The organism is Corynebacterium sp. NPDC104732, assembly GCF_055583565.1.
Genome location: NZ_JBVJNS010000004.1, coordinates 130,277 through 147,456, shown reverse-complemented (window position 1 = coordinate 147,456; position 17,180 = coordinate 130,277). Strand labels below are relative to the sequence as shown.

Annotated in this window: 19 protein-coding genes and 1 tRNA gene; 8 read left to right on the top strand and 12 right to left on the bottom strand. The window is 59.2% G+C overall.

The features are described 5' to 3' along the window. Positions 1 to 18 precede the first annotated feature (18 nt). From ACZ6ZO_RS04655 to ACZ6ZO_RS04645, 3 genes are read left to right on the top strand one after another with little or no spacing between them, the layout of a single operon-like run. Positions 19 to 765: a plasmid pRiA4b ORF-3 family protein gene (locus ACZ6ZO_RS04655; protein WP_465290932.1), complete on the top strand. Its 747-nt coding sequence runs from the start codon at positions 19 to 21 to the stop codon at positions 763 to 765. A gap of 17 nt (positions 766 to 782) precedes the next feature. Next, complete coding sequence (locus tag ACZ6ZO_RS04650; protein ID WP_182387454.1) at positions 783 to 1,202, top strand: GtrA family protein; 420 nt, start codon at positions 783 to 785, stop codon at positions 1,200 to 1,202. 17 nt (positions 1,203 to 1,219) lie between these two features. Then, positions 1,220 to 1,546, top strand: coding sequence for a hypothetical protein (locus ACZ6ZO_RS04645; protein ID WP_465290930.1), 327 nt, complete (start codon positions 1,220 to 1,222; stop codon positions 1,544 to 1,546). 191 nt (positions 1,547 to 1,737) lie between these two features. Here the strand turns inward: ACZ6ZO_RS04645 and glfT1 are convergent, their stop codons facing one another. Genes glfT1 through wzm form a run of 3 tightly spaced genes read right to left on the bottom strand, consistent with a single transcriptional unit; the run spans position 1,738 to position 4,284 of the window. After that, positions 1,738 to 2,634: a galactofuranosyltransferase GlfT1 gene (glfT1, locus tag ACZ6ZO_RS04640; RefSeq protein WP_465290928.1), complete on the bottom strand. Its 897-nt coding sequence runs from the start codon at positions 2,632 to 2,634 to the stop codon at positions 1,738 to 1,740. Continuing rightward, positions 2,634 to 3,425, bottom strand: coding sequence for a galactan export ABC transporter ATP-binding subunit Wzt/RfbE (gene wzt / locus ACZ6ZO_RS04635; protein ID WP_182385211.1), 792 nt, complete (start codon positions 3,423 to 3,425; stop codon positions 2,634 to 2,636). Before wzt ends, glfT1 begins: the two co-directional genes overlap by 1 nt. A 10-nt stretch (positions 3,426 to 3,435) precedes the next feature. Then, positions 3,436 to 4,284 (bottom strand): galactan export ABC transporter permease subunit Wzm/RfbD, encoded by an 849-nt coding sequence (gene wzm, locus ACZ6ZO_RS04630; protein WP_465290998.1) that lies wholly within the window; start codon positions 4,282 to 4,284, stop codon positions 3,436 to 3,438. 96 nt (positions 4,285 to 4,380) lie between these two features. Between wzm and ACZ6ZO_RS04625 the strand changes: the two genes are divergently transcribed. Then, positions 4,381 to 5,622: an aminotransferase class V-fold PLP-dependent enzyme gene (locus ACZ6ZO_RS04625; protein ID WP_182385212.1), complete on the top strand. Its 1,242-nt coding sequence runs from the start codon at positions 4,381 to 4,383 to the stop codon at positions 5,620 to 5,622. On the opposite strand, the gene ACZ6ZO_RS04620 is transcribed toward ACZ6ZO_RS04625, so the two are convergent. Beyond that, a complete protein-coding gene (locus tag ACZ6ZO_RS04620; protein ID WP_465290925.1) occupies positions 5,594 to 6,790 on the bottom strand; it encodes a hypothetical protein in 1,197 nt (398 codons plus the stop codon). The two genes, ACZ6ZO_RS04625 and ACZ6ZO_RS04620, sit on opposite strands and share 29 nt — an antisense overlap. Before the next feature lie 11 nt (positions 6,791 to 6,801). Then, positions 6,802 to 7,743 carry an NAD(P)H-quinone oxidoreductase gene (locus ACZ6ZO_RS04615; protein WP_465290923.1) on the bottom strand — a complete coding sequence of 314 codons (942 nt, stop codon included), beginning with the start codon at positions 7,741 to 7,743 and terminating at the stop codon, positions 6,802 to 6,804. A gap of 102 nt (positions 7,744 to 7,845) precedes the next feature. Here ACZ6ZO_RS04615 and ACZ6ZO_RS04610 point away from each other — a divergent pair. Continuing rightward, positions 7,846 to 7,933 (top strand) — tRNA-Ser (locus ACZ6ZO_RS04610). A 497-nt stretch (positions 7,934 to 8,430) separates the two neighbouring features. Then, positions 8,431 to 9,015: a hypothetical protein gene (locus tag ACZ6ZO_RS04605; protein ID WP_465290921.1), complete on the top strand. Its 585-nt coding sequence runs from the start codon at positions 8,431 to 8,433 to the stop codon at positions 9,013 to 9,015. Positions 9,016 to 9,025: 10 nt separating this feature from the next. Here ACZ6ZO_RS04605 and ACZ6ZO_RS04600 read toward each other — a convergent pair whose 3' ends face one another. From ACZ6ZO_RS04600 to ACZ6ZO_RS04570, 7 genes are all read right to left on the bottom strand, one after another. Continuing rightward, positions 9,026 to 10,270: an LCP family protein gene (locus ACZ6ZO_RS04600; protein WP_465290919.1), complete on the bottom strand. Its 1,245-nt coding sequence runs from the start codon at positions 10,268 to 10,270 to the stop codon at positions 9,026 to 9,028. A 19-nt stretch (positions 10,271 to 10,289) separates the two neighbouring features. Continuing rightward, the gene (locus ACZ6ZO_RS04595) at positions 10,290 to 11,246 is read right to left on the bottom strand and encodes a S41 family peptidase (RefSeq protein WP_465290917.1); all 957 of its coding nucleotides are present in this window, start codon (positions 11,244 to 11,246) and stop codon (positions 10,290 to 10,292) included. A gap of 4 nt (positions 11,247 to 11,250) precedes the next feature. Beyond that, complete coding sequence (locus ACZ6ZO_RS04590; protein ID WP_343158683.1) at positions 11,251 to 11,451, bottom strand: helix-turn-helix domain-containing protein; 201 nt, start codon at positions 11,449 to 11,451, stop codon at positions 11,251 to 11,253. Then, on the bottom strand, positions 11,452 to 11,991 hold the full coding sequence (locus tag ACZ6ZO_RS04585) for a hypothetical protein (RefSeq protein ID WP_465290915.1): 540 nt from the start codon (positions 11,989 to 11,991) through the stop codon (positions 11,452 to 11,454). A gap of 247 nt (positions 11,992 to 12,238) precedes the next feature. Then, a complete protein-coding gene (locus ACZ6ZO_RS04580; protein ID WP_465290913.1) occupies positions 12,239 to 13,474 on the bottom strand; it encodes a TetR-like C-terminal domain-containing protein in 1,236 nt (411 codons plus the stop codon). Between the two features lie 174 nt (positions 13,475 to 13,648). Continuing rightward, positions 13,649 to 14,347 carry a CPBP family intramembrane glutamic endopeptidase gene (locus tag ACZ6ZO_RS04575; RefSeq protein ID WP_417925794.1) on the bottom strand — a complete coding sequence of 233 codons (699 nt, stop codon included), beginning with the start codon at positions 14,345 to 14,347 and terminating at the stop codon, positions 13,649 to 13,651. Next, positions 14,337 to 15,461 (bottom strand): amidase, encoded by a 1,125-nt coding sequence (locus ACZ6ZO_RS04570; RefSeq protein WP_465290911.1) that lies wholly within the window; start codon positions 15,459 to 15,461, stop codon positions 14,337 to 14,339. Before ACZ6ZO_RS04570 ends, ACZ6ZO_RS04575 begins: the two co-directional genes overlap by 11 nt. Positions 15,462 to 15,485: 24 nt before the next feature. On the opposite strand from ACZ6ZO_RS04570, the gene pheA reads away from it, so the two are divergent. Both pheA and ACZ6ZO_RS04560 read left to right on the top strand, forming a co-directional pair. Continuing rightward, positions 15,486 to 16,376 (top strand): prephenate dehydratase, encoded by an 891-nt coding sequence (gene pheA, locus ACZ6ZO_RS04565; protein ID WP_465290909.1) that lies wholly within the window; start codon positions 15,486 to 15,488, stop codon positions 16,374 to 16,376. Then, on the top strand, positions 16,376 to 17,050 hold the full coding sequence (locus ACZ6ZO_RS04560; protein ID WP_182385224.1) for a histidine phosphatase family protein: 675 nt from the start codon (positions 16,376 to 16,378) through the stop codon (positions 17,048 to 17,050). Before pheA ends, ACZ6ZO_RS04560 begins: the two co-directional genes overlap by 1 nt. Positions 17,051 to 17,180: the final 130 nt, after the last annotated feature.

Genomic DNA, 17,180 nt, shown 5'->3' with positions numbered 1-17,180 from the left:
TTCACTACCCTGGGCACTATGCGTTCCTTGATTTTGTGGGCTGGGGTCCGGGGCGCAGACGTGTACCGGCACATTGGGGTTAATGACACGATGTGCCTCGGCGAGTTGTCTCGGGTCCTGAACATCAGCTTCGGCTTTGACCCGGCTGAGCCTGCGACCTTCCCTGGCCACAATCCTGCTGACCGCATCCCTGACGAGTTCACGTACGAGTGGGGGCTGTGGACCGTCGACGTGCGGGTTGTTGATGCCTACCCCCGCGACGAGGGCACCCCGCGCGCCCTGTGCATTGGTGGGGCAGGCTCGCTTGACGACGACTTCAACCTCGCAACCGTGAACACCGAACTTACGGGTCGCGAGACTGTCTCAGCCGTGCTTTCCCTCGCGCACCCGGAACTGCGGGAGTTGATCGAGCGTGGTTCGCTCTACGACTTCGTCCCGCTGCTGCAGGCCATTGACCTGCGCCAAGCTTTGCAACCAGCCTCGGAGTTTCCTTTGGAGTCTGATCCGGCTGCCCGGGACGCCTACTGGGCGATGGTGTTGGTGCTGTCCTGCTTTAGCGATCCAGACATGTCCGATCAGCTCCTGGAAGGCGCCATGGCTTCCCTCGGCTGGGTTGAGGACGATGGTTCTCCCCTCACAGCGGCCGCGATCCGCGCGCTGTGCTCGTCGTCCCTTGCCCGGCTCGCCGAACTGGGAGCCTACGGGCGACACGCCAAATCCCCAGTCGACCGACTAGAGATTTATCGGAACCTGCTCGCGGGGTAGGCTATCTGCTCGTGGATATGAAAACCCAGGGCTACCGCTTCATCATTTCCGGCGTCATCTCGGCCGTTGTTGACTGGGGCGTTACCGCTCTCACCCAGTTCCTGTTCGGATTCGCGGCATCCCGTGCCCGCCTCGTCGGCTTCATCTTCGGCACGATCACCGCCTACATGATCAACCGGCGCTGGACCTTCCAAGCAGACCACTCCTGGAAGCGCCTGTTCTACGTGGCGGTCCTCTACACCGTCACCGGCTGGCTCAACATGACGCTGTACGCCTGGGGATTCCACCTGCTCGAGCCTCACACGCCGCGACTTGTTGCCTCCATCGGCGCATTTGTTTTCGCGCAGGGCATCGCCACAGTGATCAACTTCTTCGCGCAGCGGATGTTTATTTTTAAGCAGCCCAAGAGCGTCATCGTGGTGGAGCAAACCCCATAGGAAGGGCAACATTGCTAGTGAACCGAGAGAGCCTCATTGTTCGCTACGTTTTGGTCGGAGTGTTGTATGCCTATTGGGTGATTCCGCCTCTGGTTCTTGTGGAAAGCTATATTGCTTGGTTGCTTGCTGTCATCGGCGCCGTGGTTGTGGGATACGTGGCTCGTAAGGCACGGCTGTGGCATTCGTTATTTGTCAGCGGATGCGTGGCCTTTGCCTGGGGCAGGTTCACGATCTACGCTGTGGATCCGTCGGTAGCGTTCGCCGCCCCCAGTACCGTGGTCGCATTAGTTGTGCTCGGTTTTTGTGGCATCTCGGCGATTCAAGAGAGCGAACGCGAAGATTAGTTGGCCCGGGAAACAGGGTGCTCTTCCGGCCCCGAGATTGGAGGGCCAGGCGCACGGCCCCGAGATTACGGTCCCGAGATCGCCCCAAAAATGTCCTCACCATCCCGAACTTCGGGAGGGTAATGTCGGGGCGAACATACAAACAGCTTCACACGCCCGGAAATGACGCTCCAAGAGAGCGAACGCGAACCCTAAGGTCGCTCAAACCTCTCATCACGCCCCATCTTGTGCAGCCTTAGCCATTCGCGGAAACCGGCAAAGTCTCGCTCCTGCACGAGGAAGAACCACGCAAAGCGGGCGTATTCCTGGGGCAGGAGTTTGCGCATGCCGGGCTGGTTCATGAGGTAGCCGCGGTTGCGGTAGGTGAAGAAGCGCTTGGCTTCGGAGGACGGGTATTGGGTGTGCATTTTGCCACCCAAAATTGGCTTGAATTCGTCGGAGCCATTGGGGTGGAGATATGCGCAGGTCAGGCAGGTGCCGAAGGGGAGCCCGGAGCGGACGAGGCGGCGGTGGTATTCGACTTCGTCGCCACGGATGAAGAGGCGGTAGTCCGGCACACCGATTTGTTCCATGGCTTTGGCGGAGATCAGCGCACCGTTGAACAGGGACGCGATGCCGGGCAGGAAGCCGCTGCCGAGTTCCGCACGAGACCGGCGCCAGCTGAGGCCACGGCGGAGCGGGAAAGCCAGTTCAGAAGGCGCTGCTTTGTCCACCACGACGGGGGATACTTCCGCCAGGCCGTGCTCAAGGGCGCACTCGTACAAGGAAGCCAGAACGTCCGGCCCCTCGGGACGGCCGTCGTCGTCGGCGCACCAGATGGCGTCGGCCCCCAGCGCGAGCGCTGTGAGGAAACCGTAGGCGAAGCCGCCCGCGCCACCGAGGTTGGTGCGGGACGGCAGGTATACTCCGCGGGAACCGCACACCTGAGTGACCAGCGACGCCACGGCGTCTTCGCAGCCGTTGTCCACGACGATGATCCACTCGACGGGGCGGGTCTGTGCAGCCACCACTTCGAGGGATTCGCGCAGCATATCGACGCGCTGGTGCGTCACAATCACCGCGGCGACGCGGTCAGTCTTGGAGAGCATTAGGCTTCCTCTTCCATTCGCTTGATCAGGCGACGAACATGGTCGGCGGCGCCTTTACCTTCGTATGCTTCCACGATCTCGGGGACGGTGCCAGCTTGGCGGATGGTGCCGTGGTCGACCCAGAGGGCGGTGTCACAGAGCTGCGCGAGGAAGTCGTTGGAGTGAGAGGCGAACACTAGGATGCCGGAGCGCTCCACCAGCTCTTGCAGACGGGAGCGGGCTTTGGCCATGAAGGCGGCGTCGACGGCGCCGATGCCTTCGTCGAGGAGCAGGATTTCCGGTTCGATGGAGGTGACCACGCCGAGCGCTAGGCGGATGCGCATGCCGGTGGAGTAGGTGCGCAGTGGCATGGCCAGGTATTCGCCGAGCTCGGAGAACTCCGCGATCTCATCCATCTTCGCTTTCATCTGCTTGCGGGTCTGGCCGAGGAAGAGACCACGGATGATGATGTTTTCGTAGCCGGAGATCTCCGGGTCCATGCCCACGCCCAGGTCAAAGACGGGTGCGACGCGGCCGCGGATGTGCGCGGAGCCACGAGTGGGTTCGTAGATGCCGGACAGCAGGCGAAGCAGGGTGGATTTGCCGGCGCCGTTATGTCCGACGAGCCCCACGCGGTCGCCTTCCCGTAGGTGCAGGTTGACGTCGCGGAGTGCTTCGACCACCACGGTGTTGTTGGAGTTTCGTCCTATCGCCCCGCCGGCGGCGCCGAGGAACGCCTTCTTCATGGAGCGGGATTTGGCATCGAAGATGGGGAAGTCGACGCAGGCGTTGTGTGTATCAATTGAAACCATCGAGTTCTCCTTACACCCAGTAGCTCACGCGGTAGCGCCATTGTTTCATCGCCAGCATCGCCAGGATGAGGCCACCTGCGGTGCAGCCGAGGACGACATACCAGTGGTAGGCGGGAAGCGGTGCACCGATCAGTGGCGCGCGGACCACTTCCATGTAGTGGTACAGCGGATTGAGCTCGACGATGCGGGCCCGGGTTGCCATCTCCGGTCCGGCGGTTTTGAGGGTGGTAGTGGTCCAGACGATAGGCGTGACGTAGAACAGCAGCTGCACCAGCGCTTCCAGCAGCGGTGCCACATCGCGGTAGCGGGTAGCGATGATGCCGAAGAACATCGACACCCACACGCCGTTGACGATCAGCAGGATGAGCGCGGGGATTGCGAGTAGCAGGTCCCAACCGAGGGGGCGGGGGAAGATCAGCATCAGCAGCACCCAGATCACCATGTTGTGCAGCAGGAAAAGCGTTTGGCGCCACACCAGGCGGTACACGTGGACTGAGAGAGCGGAGGGGAGCTGCTTAATGAGGCCTTCGTTGTCGATGAAGATGTCGGCGCCTTCTTTAATGGCACCGGAAATAAATCCCCACATGATCAGGCCGACAGTGACGTGAGGCAAGAATTCCGCGAGCGGGATCCTAAACAGCAGCGAGTACAGCAGGCCGAGGGCGAGTGCCATGACACCCGTAGCAATGGTGATCCAAAGGGGGCCCAGCACGGAGCGTCGGTAACGCTGCTTGATGTCCTGCCAGCCGAGCTGCAACCACAGTTCGTGCTGGTTGAAACCGCGCACGAGGTCGTTCCACGCTGCGGTGAAGGTCATGGATCGGGATGCTGGCGCGTCGGTGGCATCGACGCGGGTCATCCGCTCGAGAACTGCTGCTTTGTCTGACACTCCTATGAGCCTAGCTGTAGCTGTATGCTTTACGAGGTAAGTGGGTGCCTATCCTGAGGAGTTTTTATGTTTGACGTCGCGTACGCGAGAGGTCACTACACCTCGCTGAGCGATGGTTGGACGTATCTGAATGCCCACGTGCATGCGCAAATTCCCGAGCGAGTATCTTCTGCTGTGTCGACGGCGTTTCGCACCTCTGCGCTTCTCGACGCCCGCATCCCCACCTCTGGTAGCCATTCGCGCTCTCAGGAAAACCGCTCCAGTCTGGGGGTGAGCCATGTTGCGGCTGCCCGCGTGGCGGTTGCTGATCTGGTGGGCTCTGTTCCAGAACGCGTGGTTTTGGGGGCTAACAAGCAGATTTTGCTGAACTGTTTGGCGGAGGCGCTGCAGCCACGTTTGCGGCGTACTACCCAGATGGTGCTGAACCGAGTTGACCCAGAGTCGACCAATGAGCCGTTTCTTCGTCGTGATGCGTCCGTGGTGTGGGCGGAACCTGATCTGGGGACCGGTGAGTTGCCGGCCTGGCAATACGAAGAGGTGGTCAACGGTTCCACACGGCTGGTAATGGTCCCTGCGGCCCATGCCCTCACCGGAACAGTGACGAAAATCTCAGAAATTTCAGATATTGTGCGGGCAAAATCCCGGGCTTGGCTGGTGGTTGATGCCTCCGCTGTGGCTGCCTACCGGCCGATCTCCATTGATGACTGGGGTGCGGATGTCGTGGTGGTTGACTTCGCCAAGATGGGCGGGCCACAGTTTGCCGCTCTGGTATTTCGTGACACCTCCATGTTCCCGCTGCTCAAGTCCCTCAATAGTGCTGCTCCGGCGGATTCCGCTGCGAAGCTAGAAATCGGTGAGTTGTCCCCTGGCCTGGCAGGAGGCGTCAGCGCGATCGTCGATCACTTCGCGGGATTGGTGGAAAGTGGTGGCACGAGGAGCACCCGGCTACAGCGATCCATGGTGGAAGTTGATCGTTATTCGCGTCAGCTCACTCGCCATTTGCTCAATTCCTTGCTTGGGCTGCCGAAGGTGCACGTGCTGGGCATTACCGGCGAAGCTGCTGGTAAGGACGCGCTCTATTTGGATCGCGTGCCACGGATATCTTTCATGGTGAATGGAGTTCCGGCAGCGACGGTACAGAAGCGACTGCTCACTAATGGTTTGGTGACGGAACTGAGCCCGCGTGACCCGCTGCTTGAGGCGATGGGTGCTTTCGAGGAAGGCGGTGCCATCACGGTCGGCTTGGCGCCGTACAACACCATGAATGACATTGACCAGCTCACTCGGGTGTTGGCGTCGCTCGCATAGGCTGGCGTGCTTCGTGGCGCCACCAGCTGATCGTCACCCCGAGGAGAACCACCATCAACACGTTGCGGGTGATGAGGGCGAGGGTGGGCAGGAAGTCCGGGTCGTTCGTCATTAAGCTGTCGTAGTGACCTGGATAGACGTACTGCGTTAGCCAGGTGATGAGGAGCACCAGCACTGCATTGATCCGCGCGTGCTTCGCGTGAGTGAAGCAGAGACTCACGGCTGTGATCGGGGCGAGCCACACCATGTACTGCGGGGAGAAAACCTTGTTTGTCACCAGCACCGCAACGATCAGCACCATGGACAGCGCGATGGATTCCCAGGAGCGCCAGGTGTGTTTGCTTAGGCGACGCAGCACGATGAGCGCAGCGGCCAACACGGTCAAGTAAAGGGCGATGCTAGCCAATTGCGTAGCGACGTCCACCCCTGGGCCCGTGATCTCGAAGCTTTTCGATTCCGCATAGCGAACCGTGTATTCGCCGCCGCCCGTGGACGCCAGCACCATGAAAGGTGTGGCAGCTATCGATTCGATCTGCAGCCCCCGATCAGACTGGTATTGCAACGGTGACAGCAGTCGATCAACCCCCTGGGTGAGGATGGTCACCAGCGCCATGGCGACGAGCGTGCCACCAAAAACACTGATACGCAGCCACGATTGCTTGCTCTTTATGCTCCCCACCAGCACCGTTGCCAGGACACCTGGCCACAACTTCATCATCGTGGCGGCGCCGAGAAACGCAGCTGAGACTTTCGGGTGCCGCGCCAGCAAGTACGCAAACACGCCCACCAGCAGGCCAGGGATGAGGTCGAGGCGGGTGAGGTAGATCGGGCCAACCACAAAACCGAAAGCCACCCAAAATGCGCCCGCTAAGTAGTGCTTTCTGTGAATGAGGACAGCCAAAAAGAGCAGGTCAAGCACCAAGATGAAGCCGACGTACCAGTATTCGACCCCGGACTGGGTGTCCGGGGCGAAGCGATCAATCAGCCGGATGAGCCACAGATTTGCCTCCGGGTATTCCTTCAAAGCCACCTGGCCGGTGCGCTCCTTGGCGATCTCCGAAAAGTAATAGTGGACATCGCCGAAAATCCAGCGCTGACGCCCGAAGGTCTGCTTGACCATCAACCAACGGCTCAGCGCCCAACCCGAAAGCAGAATCAGAAAAGGCACATTTACCGATACTAGGCGACAGTGAGAACAATCTTCCCAGTGACAGCGCCTTCCTTGAGCAGCTGGTGTGCCTTTTCGGCCTCAGCCAACGGGAGGGTGGTGCTTAAGTGATGCTTGATCTGGCCGTCGTTAAGCAGCGGCCATACGGTCGCTTCGGTATCGCGCACGATGCGGGCCTTGTCGGCGAGGTCGCGGGCGCGCAGGGCGGTTGCGGAGATGCTACCGCGTTTGGTGAGCAGCCGACCGATGTTCAGCTCGCCCTTCACGCCGCCCTGCATGCCGATGATGACGAGGTGGCCGTCCATCGCCAAGGCTTTGACATTCTGATCCAAGTACTTCGCGCCCATAATGTCCAGGATCACGTCGCACTTATTCTTCATCACCTCAGCGAAATCCTCCTCCTTGTAGTTAATGAGGATGTCCGCACCAAGTTCCTGACAGGTAGCAAGCTTTTCGGCGCTGCCTGCCGTCACCGCGACAGTGCAGCCAAGGGCCTTCGCATACTGAATCGCAAAGGTGCCAATGCCACCCGCACCACCGTGGATCAGCAACGTGTTGCTCTGCTTGAGGCCCGCCAGCTGCATATTTGAATGCACCGTGCAGGCCACCTCCACGATCGCCGCAGCCTCAGTGGTGGTCCAACCTTCCGGAATGCTCAGCAACTGGCCCTCAGGGACAGCCACGAACTCCGCATAACCACCACCAGCCAGCAGACAAGCAACCTTTTCGCCCTTCTCACGGGACGTTGTGCCAGGGTCAGCAATCTCCCCCGCGCACTCCAACCCCATAATCTCGCTCGCACCTGGAGGCGGCGGGTAGTGGCCCGCAGCCTGCAACACATCACCGCGATTCACACCCGCGGCATGAACCTTCACCAGCACCTCCCCATCCTTCAACTCGGGCGTAGGGACTTCCGTGAGAGTAAGTTTTTCCTGGATTTCAATAGCACGCATGCCCTCAAGGGTAGTCAAAATAGCAATTGCGCACGCCCATACGTTATTATTTTCTGCACTGCCCCTTTTGGGGAAGATCGAGTCCCTTTTTTTGGGGCAGATGGAAGTATGGCAGAGCGGCCGAATGCACTGGTCTTGAAAACCAGCGATGGGAAACCATCCGGGGGTTCAAATCCCTCTACTTCCGCCAAATGCAAAACCCCTGTTCAGTGTTGAGCGGGGGTTTTGTTGATACTTAAGCCCTGAAACCCGGGAAGTGAAACTCGGGTCTCGGGGCGAAAATCACTGTTTAGCAGATGTGCAGCTCAAAATGGAGCCGAAACCCGGGTTTCACTTCCCGGGGATTCGAGGAAGCAGAACTCCAATGGTCGAGTCCTGAGTGCTGGTAGGCGCGCGTGTCAGCCTGCAGGCAAGGTCTTGCTGATAGCGATTTGTCTGGTCGGGAAATAACTACGCCTTTCAGAGCTAAAGTCCCTGGTTAGCTCTAGGGGTAGGCGTAGGTTTTAGAGGCGCGAACATAATCGCTATCCGCGCAGCTTAAGCAGTGCTGCAGTTGTACGGTGATTTTCAATTTGGTTACGGCGTTTAGTACGCTGCTAGGCGTCCGAAGAGTTTGCGATTACTTTGTTGCGCTCTCCCTGGCCGAGTGGCGGGGGAGGATGACCGCAGTGGGAGAGAAGGTCCCTCATGAGCCTGCAACGCAGGGAGGCGATTCGTTCCTTTGTTGCGGCGGGATTAATCGGAATTTACTTGGTATCGCGGGCCCTTTTGTTTGCGGTTCCTGAAGGAACTATCGCGATGCTGTGGCTGATGGTTGGGGGCAGCGCAGCGGCTTGGGTTGGCATGTGGTGGCTGCTACGGTCCCTCGCCCCACTAATGATGTCGCTTTCAGCATCGAGCTACATATGTGCCATGCTTATCCGGGCTATTCAGGAAACACAATTGTGGGTTCATCCCATGGGGTATCGGGATGACTCGACTTCTTGGCTCGTAGCACAGTTCTTAACGGCCCTGGCATACTGCTTGCTTGCCTATATTGTGTGGAAGGAGCAGATCGGCCACCGGTTCCTCTACCTGCACATAGTGGTCTTTGTTGCCCTAGTTATTGTGCGAACTATCGCTGCCGTTCACGCCGACCTCGGGACATATATCACGGTCATGCTCATTCGGGATCTCGTCGGCGGCGCCTTGTACATCGCATTAGCCATCACTTTCTTCCTGCATGGTCGGCAGTGCTGGGTGGACGCGAATTCCCAGGATAGCCGGCCGTAACTGCGCGCATTTAACGCAGTGGCCCCAGTAGCTCCTCGGTGGCAGCCTCATCCCACAACACCACTGATCCGACCTCGGTGTCGGCGAAACCGTCCAGTGGAATAGTTTCCGTCCGGGTGCCACCCTTCAGAGCCAGCGCGACCCGCGCTAGATGCCATGCGTGATCGTCCTCGTCCACAATGAATGCCGAACCTGTATGGGAAATCAGAGGAATAGTGCGCAGCGGATTCGCGATTGTGGCGGGGGAGGTCGCCTTGTCCATTAGCGCAGCAAAGAATTTCCGTTGGCGCGCGACACGATCCAAATCTCCCATCGGGGTGGCGCGGGTGCGGACATAGCTGAGCGCCGTTGGGCCGTCCATCTCCTGGCATCCCGCATCGAGGTACAAGCTAATCACATCGTCCGCAATAGGCTCATCGACGCAAATCTCCACGCCACCGACTGCATCAACCATGCCCGAAAAACCACCAAAACCAATCTCGGCATAGTGGTCAATCCGCAGTCCTGTGGCCTGCTCGACGGTCTGGGTCAGCAGCTGCGGACCACCGGTAGTGAAGGCAGAGTTGATCTTGTTCTGGCCGTAGCCCGGAATGTTCACATAGGAATCGCGCGGAATCGAAATGAGTGTCGGCTGGCCCGAAGTCGGAATGTGCAGCAACATAATCGTGTCCGTACGGCCCACACCAATATCGCCACCTGTGTTCAGCTTCGCTATCTCGTCCTCGCTCAAGCCTTGGCGCGAATCAGAACCCACAAGCAGCCAGTTCACCCCGGCAGTATTGCTGATTCTCTGAGCAGGCAGCGCCTCCACTCGAGTGAGCTTTGTATCCGCCCACACGAAGGCTCCGACCAGTGCAACCGCCAGGAGCACAGCAAGTGTCATGACACCACGGAGACAGCCGACAGTACGTGGGGTCTTCCGCCGCTTCTTTACCGGCGGATTGTACGGCTGTGGCTGATAGTGCTGTGGGCGGGATTGCTGCTGCTGCGGTGGGGGAAAATACTGTCGGGGTTGGGAAGCAGGCCGCTGCTCCGGGGTTGGGTACTGCTGGGCAGGCCGCTGCCTCGCAGCGGGATATTGCTGAGTAGGGCGCGGTTGTTCCTCGCGCCGGGGACGACGCTGAGGTGGCTGCGTCATCCGCGTGTTCGGTCGCTTGCGCACTGGCCGCCCGTAGCGGTCAAGAATGGGACGCCCGTAGCGGTCGCGTGCTACGTCGTCACCATAGTTGTCGGAATGCTTGCCACCTTCGGTCATGGTTACTAAGGGTAACGCTTTATCTCGAGGTAGTGCACTGTTGCCTGAGCCAGGCGGCGGCGTCGGCTTCTGGATCTTCGGTTGTGACGTCGGGTTGGATGGGGTCATCGGAGAACTCTTCTCCGGTGCGGGCACGGTCTTTTGCGGTGGTGATCATAAGGCCGGCGCCGTCGTAGAGGTCGATTACGACGTTGGCGGACGCATACCCTGCGGTGGGGGCGCCGAAGCTGCGGGAGTTTGACAGTCCGCGGAACGCGAGCATGGTTGCTTCACCAGAGGAGGCGGTATCGGCGTCGGTAAGCACGGCGGTAGGGACATCCTGCTTGCCGCCGTGAGTGGTGGTCGGGGTTCCACCGCCCTTGACGCCGTTGCCTTCTACGGTGACCTGGGTAGTGGCCGTCCGTGAGACGAATTCCAAGGCGGTGCCGTTAGGCAGGAGCGGGCTGAGGCCGCCGAGCATAGGGCCCATGTCGCCGCCCCCGTTGCCGCGCAGGTCGATGATGGCTCCGCAGCGGGCGTGCTCGTGAATGCCGTCGGTGAGGATGGTGGCGTAGGTTTGACCTGCCTCGCCGCGGCTGAGCGCGGGGAGTTTGAGGTAGGCGAGCTCGCCACGCTTTTCGACGGCCGGCATCTCCGCAGAATCCACAGTGCTTGGTTCGTTGTCACCTGGGGCGAGGAAGTTCAAATGCTTACCGCCGCCAGCTTTGAGTGCTGCGCGTAGCGGCTCGTATGTGTCCTCAAAGCTCTTGGTAGTTGTCGCAGCCTCCAGGGCAGCGTCTTTGGCCTGCGTGAACTCTGGGGAATCGGCATTGATGGCCAAGGTTTCCACGATGGCTAACGCATCTTTGGCATAGCGCTCAGGGGAAGGTTTCACCAGGTAACGAATTTTTCCAGTGGTGATCCCTGTGAGCATGGGGCCATAAAGGTAGCCACCGATGGCTGCGGCAATGGTGAACAACGCGACGACTGAAAGCAAAATTTTACGTAACGCTGAACAAATCTCCTGGTTGGCAATCGAGTGCTTCGCAGAGCGCGGTAAGAGTGGTGAAGCGGACAGCTTTTGCCCGGTTGTTTTTCAGGACGGAGAGGTTGACCGCGGTGATATCGACTAGTTTCGACAGCTCCGCCAGAGTCATGCCTTTTTCCTCCAATATTCGATCGAGGTGGCAGATGACCCCCATTTAGATCAGGCCCTCCTGGTCTTCCTGCATTTTCACGGCGCGGTCAAGAGCGATGGCTGTAACTGTCAGAACCATCATCAGGATGTACATCGGGATGAACACCGGATCGTCGATGCCGTTGGGGAGCGCGTTATGCCGGACATCTTCGGTGGCTGATACCCAATTATTGCCGATCCCTTCGAAGAACTGCCCCACGATATAAGCCAGCGCGGCCCAGCTGGCAATTTTGAACATCTTTACGTTGGTGCGATTGAAGAAATCGCCCTTGAGGAAGTTGCGGCCCGCGAGAAGCAAAGTCACGCACAGTGCGATGCTGGCAATCGTCTTGATGACGAATGCTCCAAGGAAAATCGCTGGCTGTCCTTCCTGTAGCGCTTCCAGTGGGACATGAATGCTTTTGACGTCGGATATCAGTAGTCCCACTGGGCTGGAAATCTCGTGTAACAGGGCGAGACGGGCAATGCTCAAGCTGATGAGGAACAGGATGAGAACGTAGCCAAAGTTGGCGGAGCTGATGCCGCGGAGGGCTTTCTTGTCCATGGTTCTTATCCCATCTTGTATCGCTTTTCGATGTATTGACTTTCATTGTATCGATAAACGATATGGAGTCAAGGGGGGTTGGGCTAAAGATTGTCGAAAACTCGGGAAGCATAACCCGGGTTTCGGAGAAAAAAGAGCAAAATAGCACAACTGAAGCCCGAAACGGCTCCGAGACCCGGGTTATGCTTCCCGGGAATTAGCCCCAACGGAGCCGCAAGGAAGCTACAGGGAGCCACAAAACAACTAGCTAGTGCTGCTCGATGCGAACCATCTGGCTCTTGGCCTCTTCTGGTGAGACTAAACGGAGCCGGGTAATGAGTGATGTGCCCGAAATGTCCAATAGCGCGCTGATTAGTGTCGTTCGCAGTTCCGCCGACAGATGTGAAAAAGGGCCACTGGATTGGAGTGTTGCTAGGCCGTGGGCGGTGGCCCATAGGTTTAAAGATGCTTCGAAAATCTGAATTGTTGATGGGGGAGTGCCAGCTACTTCCAGCACTTGTCGGGTGGTGTCAAACAGAAATTGCATGGCTTCGCCCATTGGTACGTCGGGGCTGCTGTCGGGCATGATGGACTGTTCGTAGATGAGGGTGTAGACATCAAAATGCTTTGGGAAAGACACCGCTAACCCGATATATGCTGCGCCGATAGCTTTGCTGAGTTCGAAGGGGTGTGGCGTGTTGGGCAGCTGACCAAATTGCGCCATGAGGTGCATTTTCATGGTGGCACCCAGGTGGTCGCAGAGCTGATGTTGGAAGGATTGGTCGGGTGTGAGTAGCTGGCGGGCAGTGTGCAGGGGAATGTTGGCCGAGGCTGCGGCGCGTTCCACGGTTAGTAGGTTGATGCCCTCTTGGTGGACGACTCTAATGGCGCCTTCGAAAAGCTGCTCTCGCAATGCACTGGCCTTATCGACGTCAAACTCAGTGGGAGGCAGCAGATCACATCGATATGTGTGAGGAGCGAGCTTAAAGACATTCCCCTCTGGCAGCACGATCCGACAGGCGTGAATGACATGGTTGATTACGGCGTTGAACAGTATCTTTCGCCCGCTTTTACTTAGTCGTCTAGTTGCCCCCTGGCAATGCAAATGCGTAATCCCGTGAATCCCGGAATACAGGACAACGGTGACTATTGACCAGAGCCAAGGGGATTGGGGAGACCCTAGCTCGCGCATGTATTTGCGGGTGACCTCTAGCAGTCGAGCAAACACTGGATCTATCGGGAGCACGTCCAGGTTAGCCTCGAAATCTGTTGGGAAAGTGCGAGTGCGGGCCAAGGAGTTGTATGCAGTGAAGTGCAGTGGGGACGTCGATGCGAACGAAAGGTAGCCGTCCGCAAACTGGGTCGCTGCTTGCTCGAAGTCGGCTGTATCGATCGACGACGGGAGATGGGAGTTCAAGCGCTGTGTACATTGAGCCAACAGCTCTTCTCGGAAATGCTCTTCAGTAGGGAACACGTCCTGGGCGTCGTTTAGTGGTATGCCCACCGCAGCAGCTACCTGCTTTAAGTTTACAGATGTGCCGTCTAGTCCTGATGCCCTTCGGATTCCCTCAGTGATTAATTGCTGACGGAGCTGTGAAAGCGCATGCTTGTGTTCCATCTCCATAATTTGAGAGTATCCCGAATGATCACATTTGAAAAATGTTTGGGTGAAAAATAACTAGAAAAAGGCCTGGTAACCGACGAATGCAACGGCGTCGATAAGAAAATGCCCAATGATAAGCGGCCACACCCGACCGAACTTGAGGAAGAACCACCCATAGACAAGGCCCATGACGATGTTGCCGAAACCCGCGGAGACCCCTTGGTACAGGTGGTAGCTGCCACGCAACACAGCAGTGCATCCGAGGATCAGCCACGTCGAAAGGCCCAGCCCTCGTAGTCGGGTGACCAGCCAGCCGACCACCACCACTTCTTCCCCAAAGGCATTGGCGAAGGACCACAACAGCAGTACCGGTATCGCCCACCAGGACTCGAACCCGGAGGGGATCACTTCTTTGGTCAGCCCGAAGTGCAGCGCCCCGAAGTAAAACGCTAGGCCGGGCAGCCCAATGAGGGCCGCGAGCCCGGCGCCGGAAAGTAAGTCCCGGCGCTGGAAGGAAGGCAGCCGGATCCCATCGCCAGCGAGGAAGAACATGGCTAGCAAACCCCACGCCACCAGCACAAAAGCGGAGCATAACTGCAGTGAGTAGTCCAGCCACAACGAGGTGGCCATGGGTTTATTCAAGGTCACCGACTGCTGGTCGAGTGGCCCTTCGAGGAGGGAATCGACGAGTCGTAGCAGGGATCGCACCCCGCTCATGCCGAACGTGATGCTGAGCAGCAGGAAGATTTCCCACTGAATCCGCTTATGAACCATGCAACTCCTCCGCGAGCGCGAGCAATGCAGGAACTTCGGCCCGAATGGCTCCCAGATGAATGGAGCGATCAGCGAACGGGATCGAGATGCCTGCCCACCCGGTGATGTTAAACAGGGTGCACCATGGTGTCCACCGGGTTTGCTCGGCGAAATCCTCGGCGGGCGCCAGCGCGGAGAAGTGCCCGATCGGTGGCGGGTCAAACGCCAGCGTCGGGGTGAGTAGCACGTCAACGTCCCAGGCAGCGCGCACCACCGCCCCCAACGCCGAGCACTTATCGACGGCCATTGCCCGCTCACCATCCGTCAACCGTCGGCCCCGGTCCCGCAGAAACTCCACGATGGGGCTCGCTTCTCCGTCGATCTTCCGGCACATTCCAGAAAGCATTATGCCGAACGCTTCAAAGTAAGAAGCGTCGTAGGCGGGGTCGAGTGGGACAACGTCGTGTCCTAGGTCAGAGAGTGCGTCTGCTGCTTTTTCGCAGGCGGTGCGCCATTCAGGGGCTACGGATCCATCTCCGTGCAGGGGCTCCACAAGCACTCCGACCCGCAGCCGTCGCGCGGCCAACGGCGCACCGTGCATCATGGCCTGATCCTGCACTGAACCAGTGATGAATCCTTGTGCCGTGAGCTTGCCACCAGCATTGTTGTGGGGCGGTTTGTATCCGACCACACCACAAGCTGCTGCCGGGACACGGATGGAACCGCCACCATCGGATGCGTGGGCCACTCGCACCAGGCCACGCGCCACCGCCACAGCAGCACCACCGGAGGAACCACCAGGAGTGCACCCAGGAAACAACGGGTTGTCCACCGCAGGCATGCCCACTGGCTCGGTGTACGCCGTCATGCCTAGTTCACTGGTGGCGGTTTTCCCTACGATCCGTGCGCCCCGTCGCTGCAGCGCCACCACAAACGGATCTGAAGGCTCGAGCACGCGCCGCGTCACGGATCCGTAGGTGGTGGGCATGCCGGACACCGGCATGAGATCTTTGATGGGGAGGAGGATTCCGGAGAGGGGGCCGTCGGTAAGCGGCGGTGGCGTGGTAGCCACGTGGACAAAACCCGACTGCGCCGGGGTGAGCCCTGCAACACGGGAAAGGAACTCCTCAAACATATATCCAGACTAGGGTAGAAAGACATGACTACTTCCGTTGCCTACCTCGGCCCGCAGGGCACGTTCACTGAAATGGCTGCGCTGCGCCTCATGCCAGACGCGGAACTGGTGCCCGTAGACAGCCCCGCGGAAGCGATCGCGGCCCCCACAGACTTTGCTGTGGTGGCGATCGAAAACTCGGTGGACGGCCCCGTCACCCCCACCTTCGATGCCCTGGCCAGCATTGATACCACCCAAATCTACGCAGAAACCGACATCGAGGTCGCCTTCGCCATTATGCGCTCAGCCACCTCCGGCACGAGTACCTTGGCTACGCACCCCGTCGCCTGGCAGCAAGTCAAGGGTTGGGTGGCGCAGAATCTTCCTGGGGTGAAATTCGTCCCCGCCAGCTCCAACGCCGACGCTGCCCGGATGGTAGCCGACGGCGAAGCCGACTATGCCGCAGCACCAGCCCGAGCCGCGGAAATTTATGGGCTGGACACGGTCGCGGAGAATGTGGCTGATGTGAAGGGGGCGCGAACCAGGTTTGTGCTCGTCGGTAAGCGGGGGCGCCCTACCACCCGAACCGGCAACGACCGCACCTCAGTCGCCTTCACCCTCCCCAATGTGCCCGGCTCGCTGGTGCGCGCGCTCAACGAATTCGCCGTGCGCGGCGTCGATCTCACCCGCATCGAATCCCGCCCCACCCGAGAAGGACTTGGCACCTACCGCTTCTACGCAGACATCGCCGGGCATATCGACGACATTCCCGTAGCCGAAGCCCTCCGCGCCCTCTACCTCCACGCCGAGCACATGCACTATCTCGGCTCCTGGCCTGCAGCCACCGACAACACAGGGGATACTGGCACTGACATGCTCCAGCGCATCGCTGACGCCGACGCCTACGTCACCCGACTAAAAACAGGAGACTACTAATGGGACGCATCATCCTGCTGCGCCACGGCCAAACCCACTCCAATCTCAACCGTGTCCTCGACACCCGCCCACCTGGAGCCGAGCTGACCGACCTCGGCCGGGAACAAGCAACCACCGTTGGCCTTGAACTCGCTGAACTTTGCGGCGTCGGCCACGGAAACTTCGGTCGCCTTCGGCTCCTAGCCTCCTCCATCGCGATCCGTGCCCAACAAACCGCAGTCCGCGTCGCAGCCTCCATCGAAGCAACTGCCGGCCTACCAGCCGATTCGCTACCCATCGACGTCCGCATGGGCATCCACGAAATCTCCGCCGGTAACCTCCAAGGCGCCCAAGGCGAAGAAGCCGCCGCCCTCTACACCGACGCCTTCCGAGGATGGCTCGGCGGCGACGCCGACGCACGCTTGCCCGAAGGTGAAAACTACCGCAACGTGCTGGAACGTTACCAGCCAGTAATCGAAGACATCGCCAATTCTCTCGGCGAAGATGACGACGCCATCATCGTCTCCCACGGCGCCGCCATCCGCGTCGTCTCCACCCACGCCTGCGGCGTCGACCCCGACTTCGCCTTCGGTGCCTACCTGCCCAACTGCCGATTCGTCATACTCAACCCGGACGGCAAGGAATTCGGCCAATGGAAAGTCGAGCGCTGGGCGGACACAGCGGTGCAGCTTTAGGGTGGGCGAATTTGTGGTTCTGTTTGACCGTCGCCGAGGTACCCTCAGGCAGTCAGTGAAACAGCAAATAGCTCCTCTCGGTCTTATGCCGGGAAGAGCTATGCTATCTGGGGAATGCCTTTTATTTTGT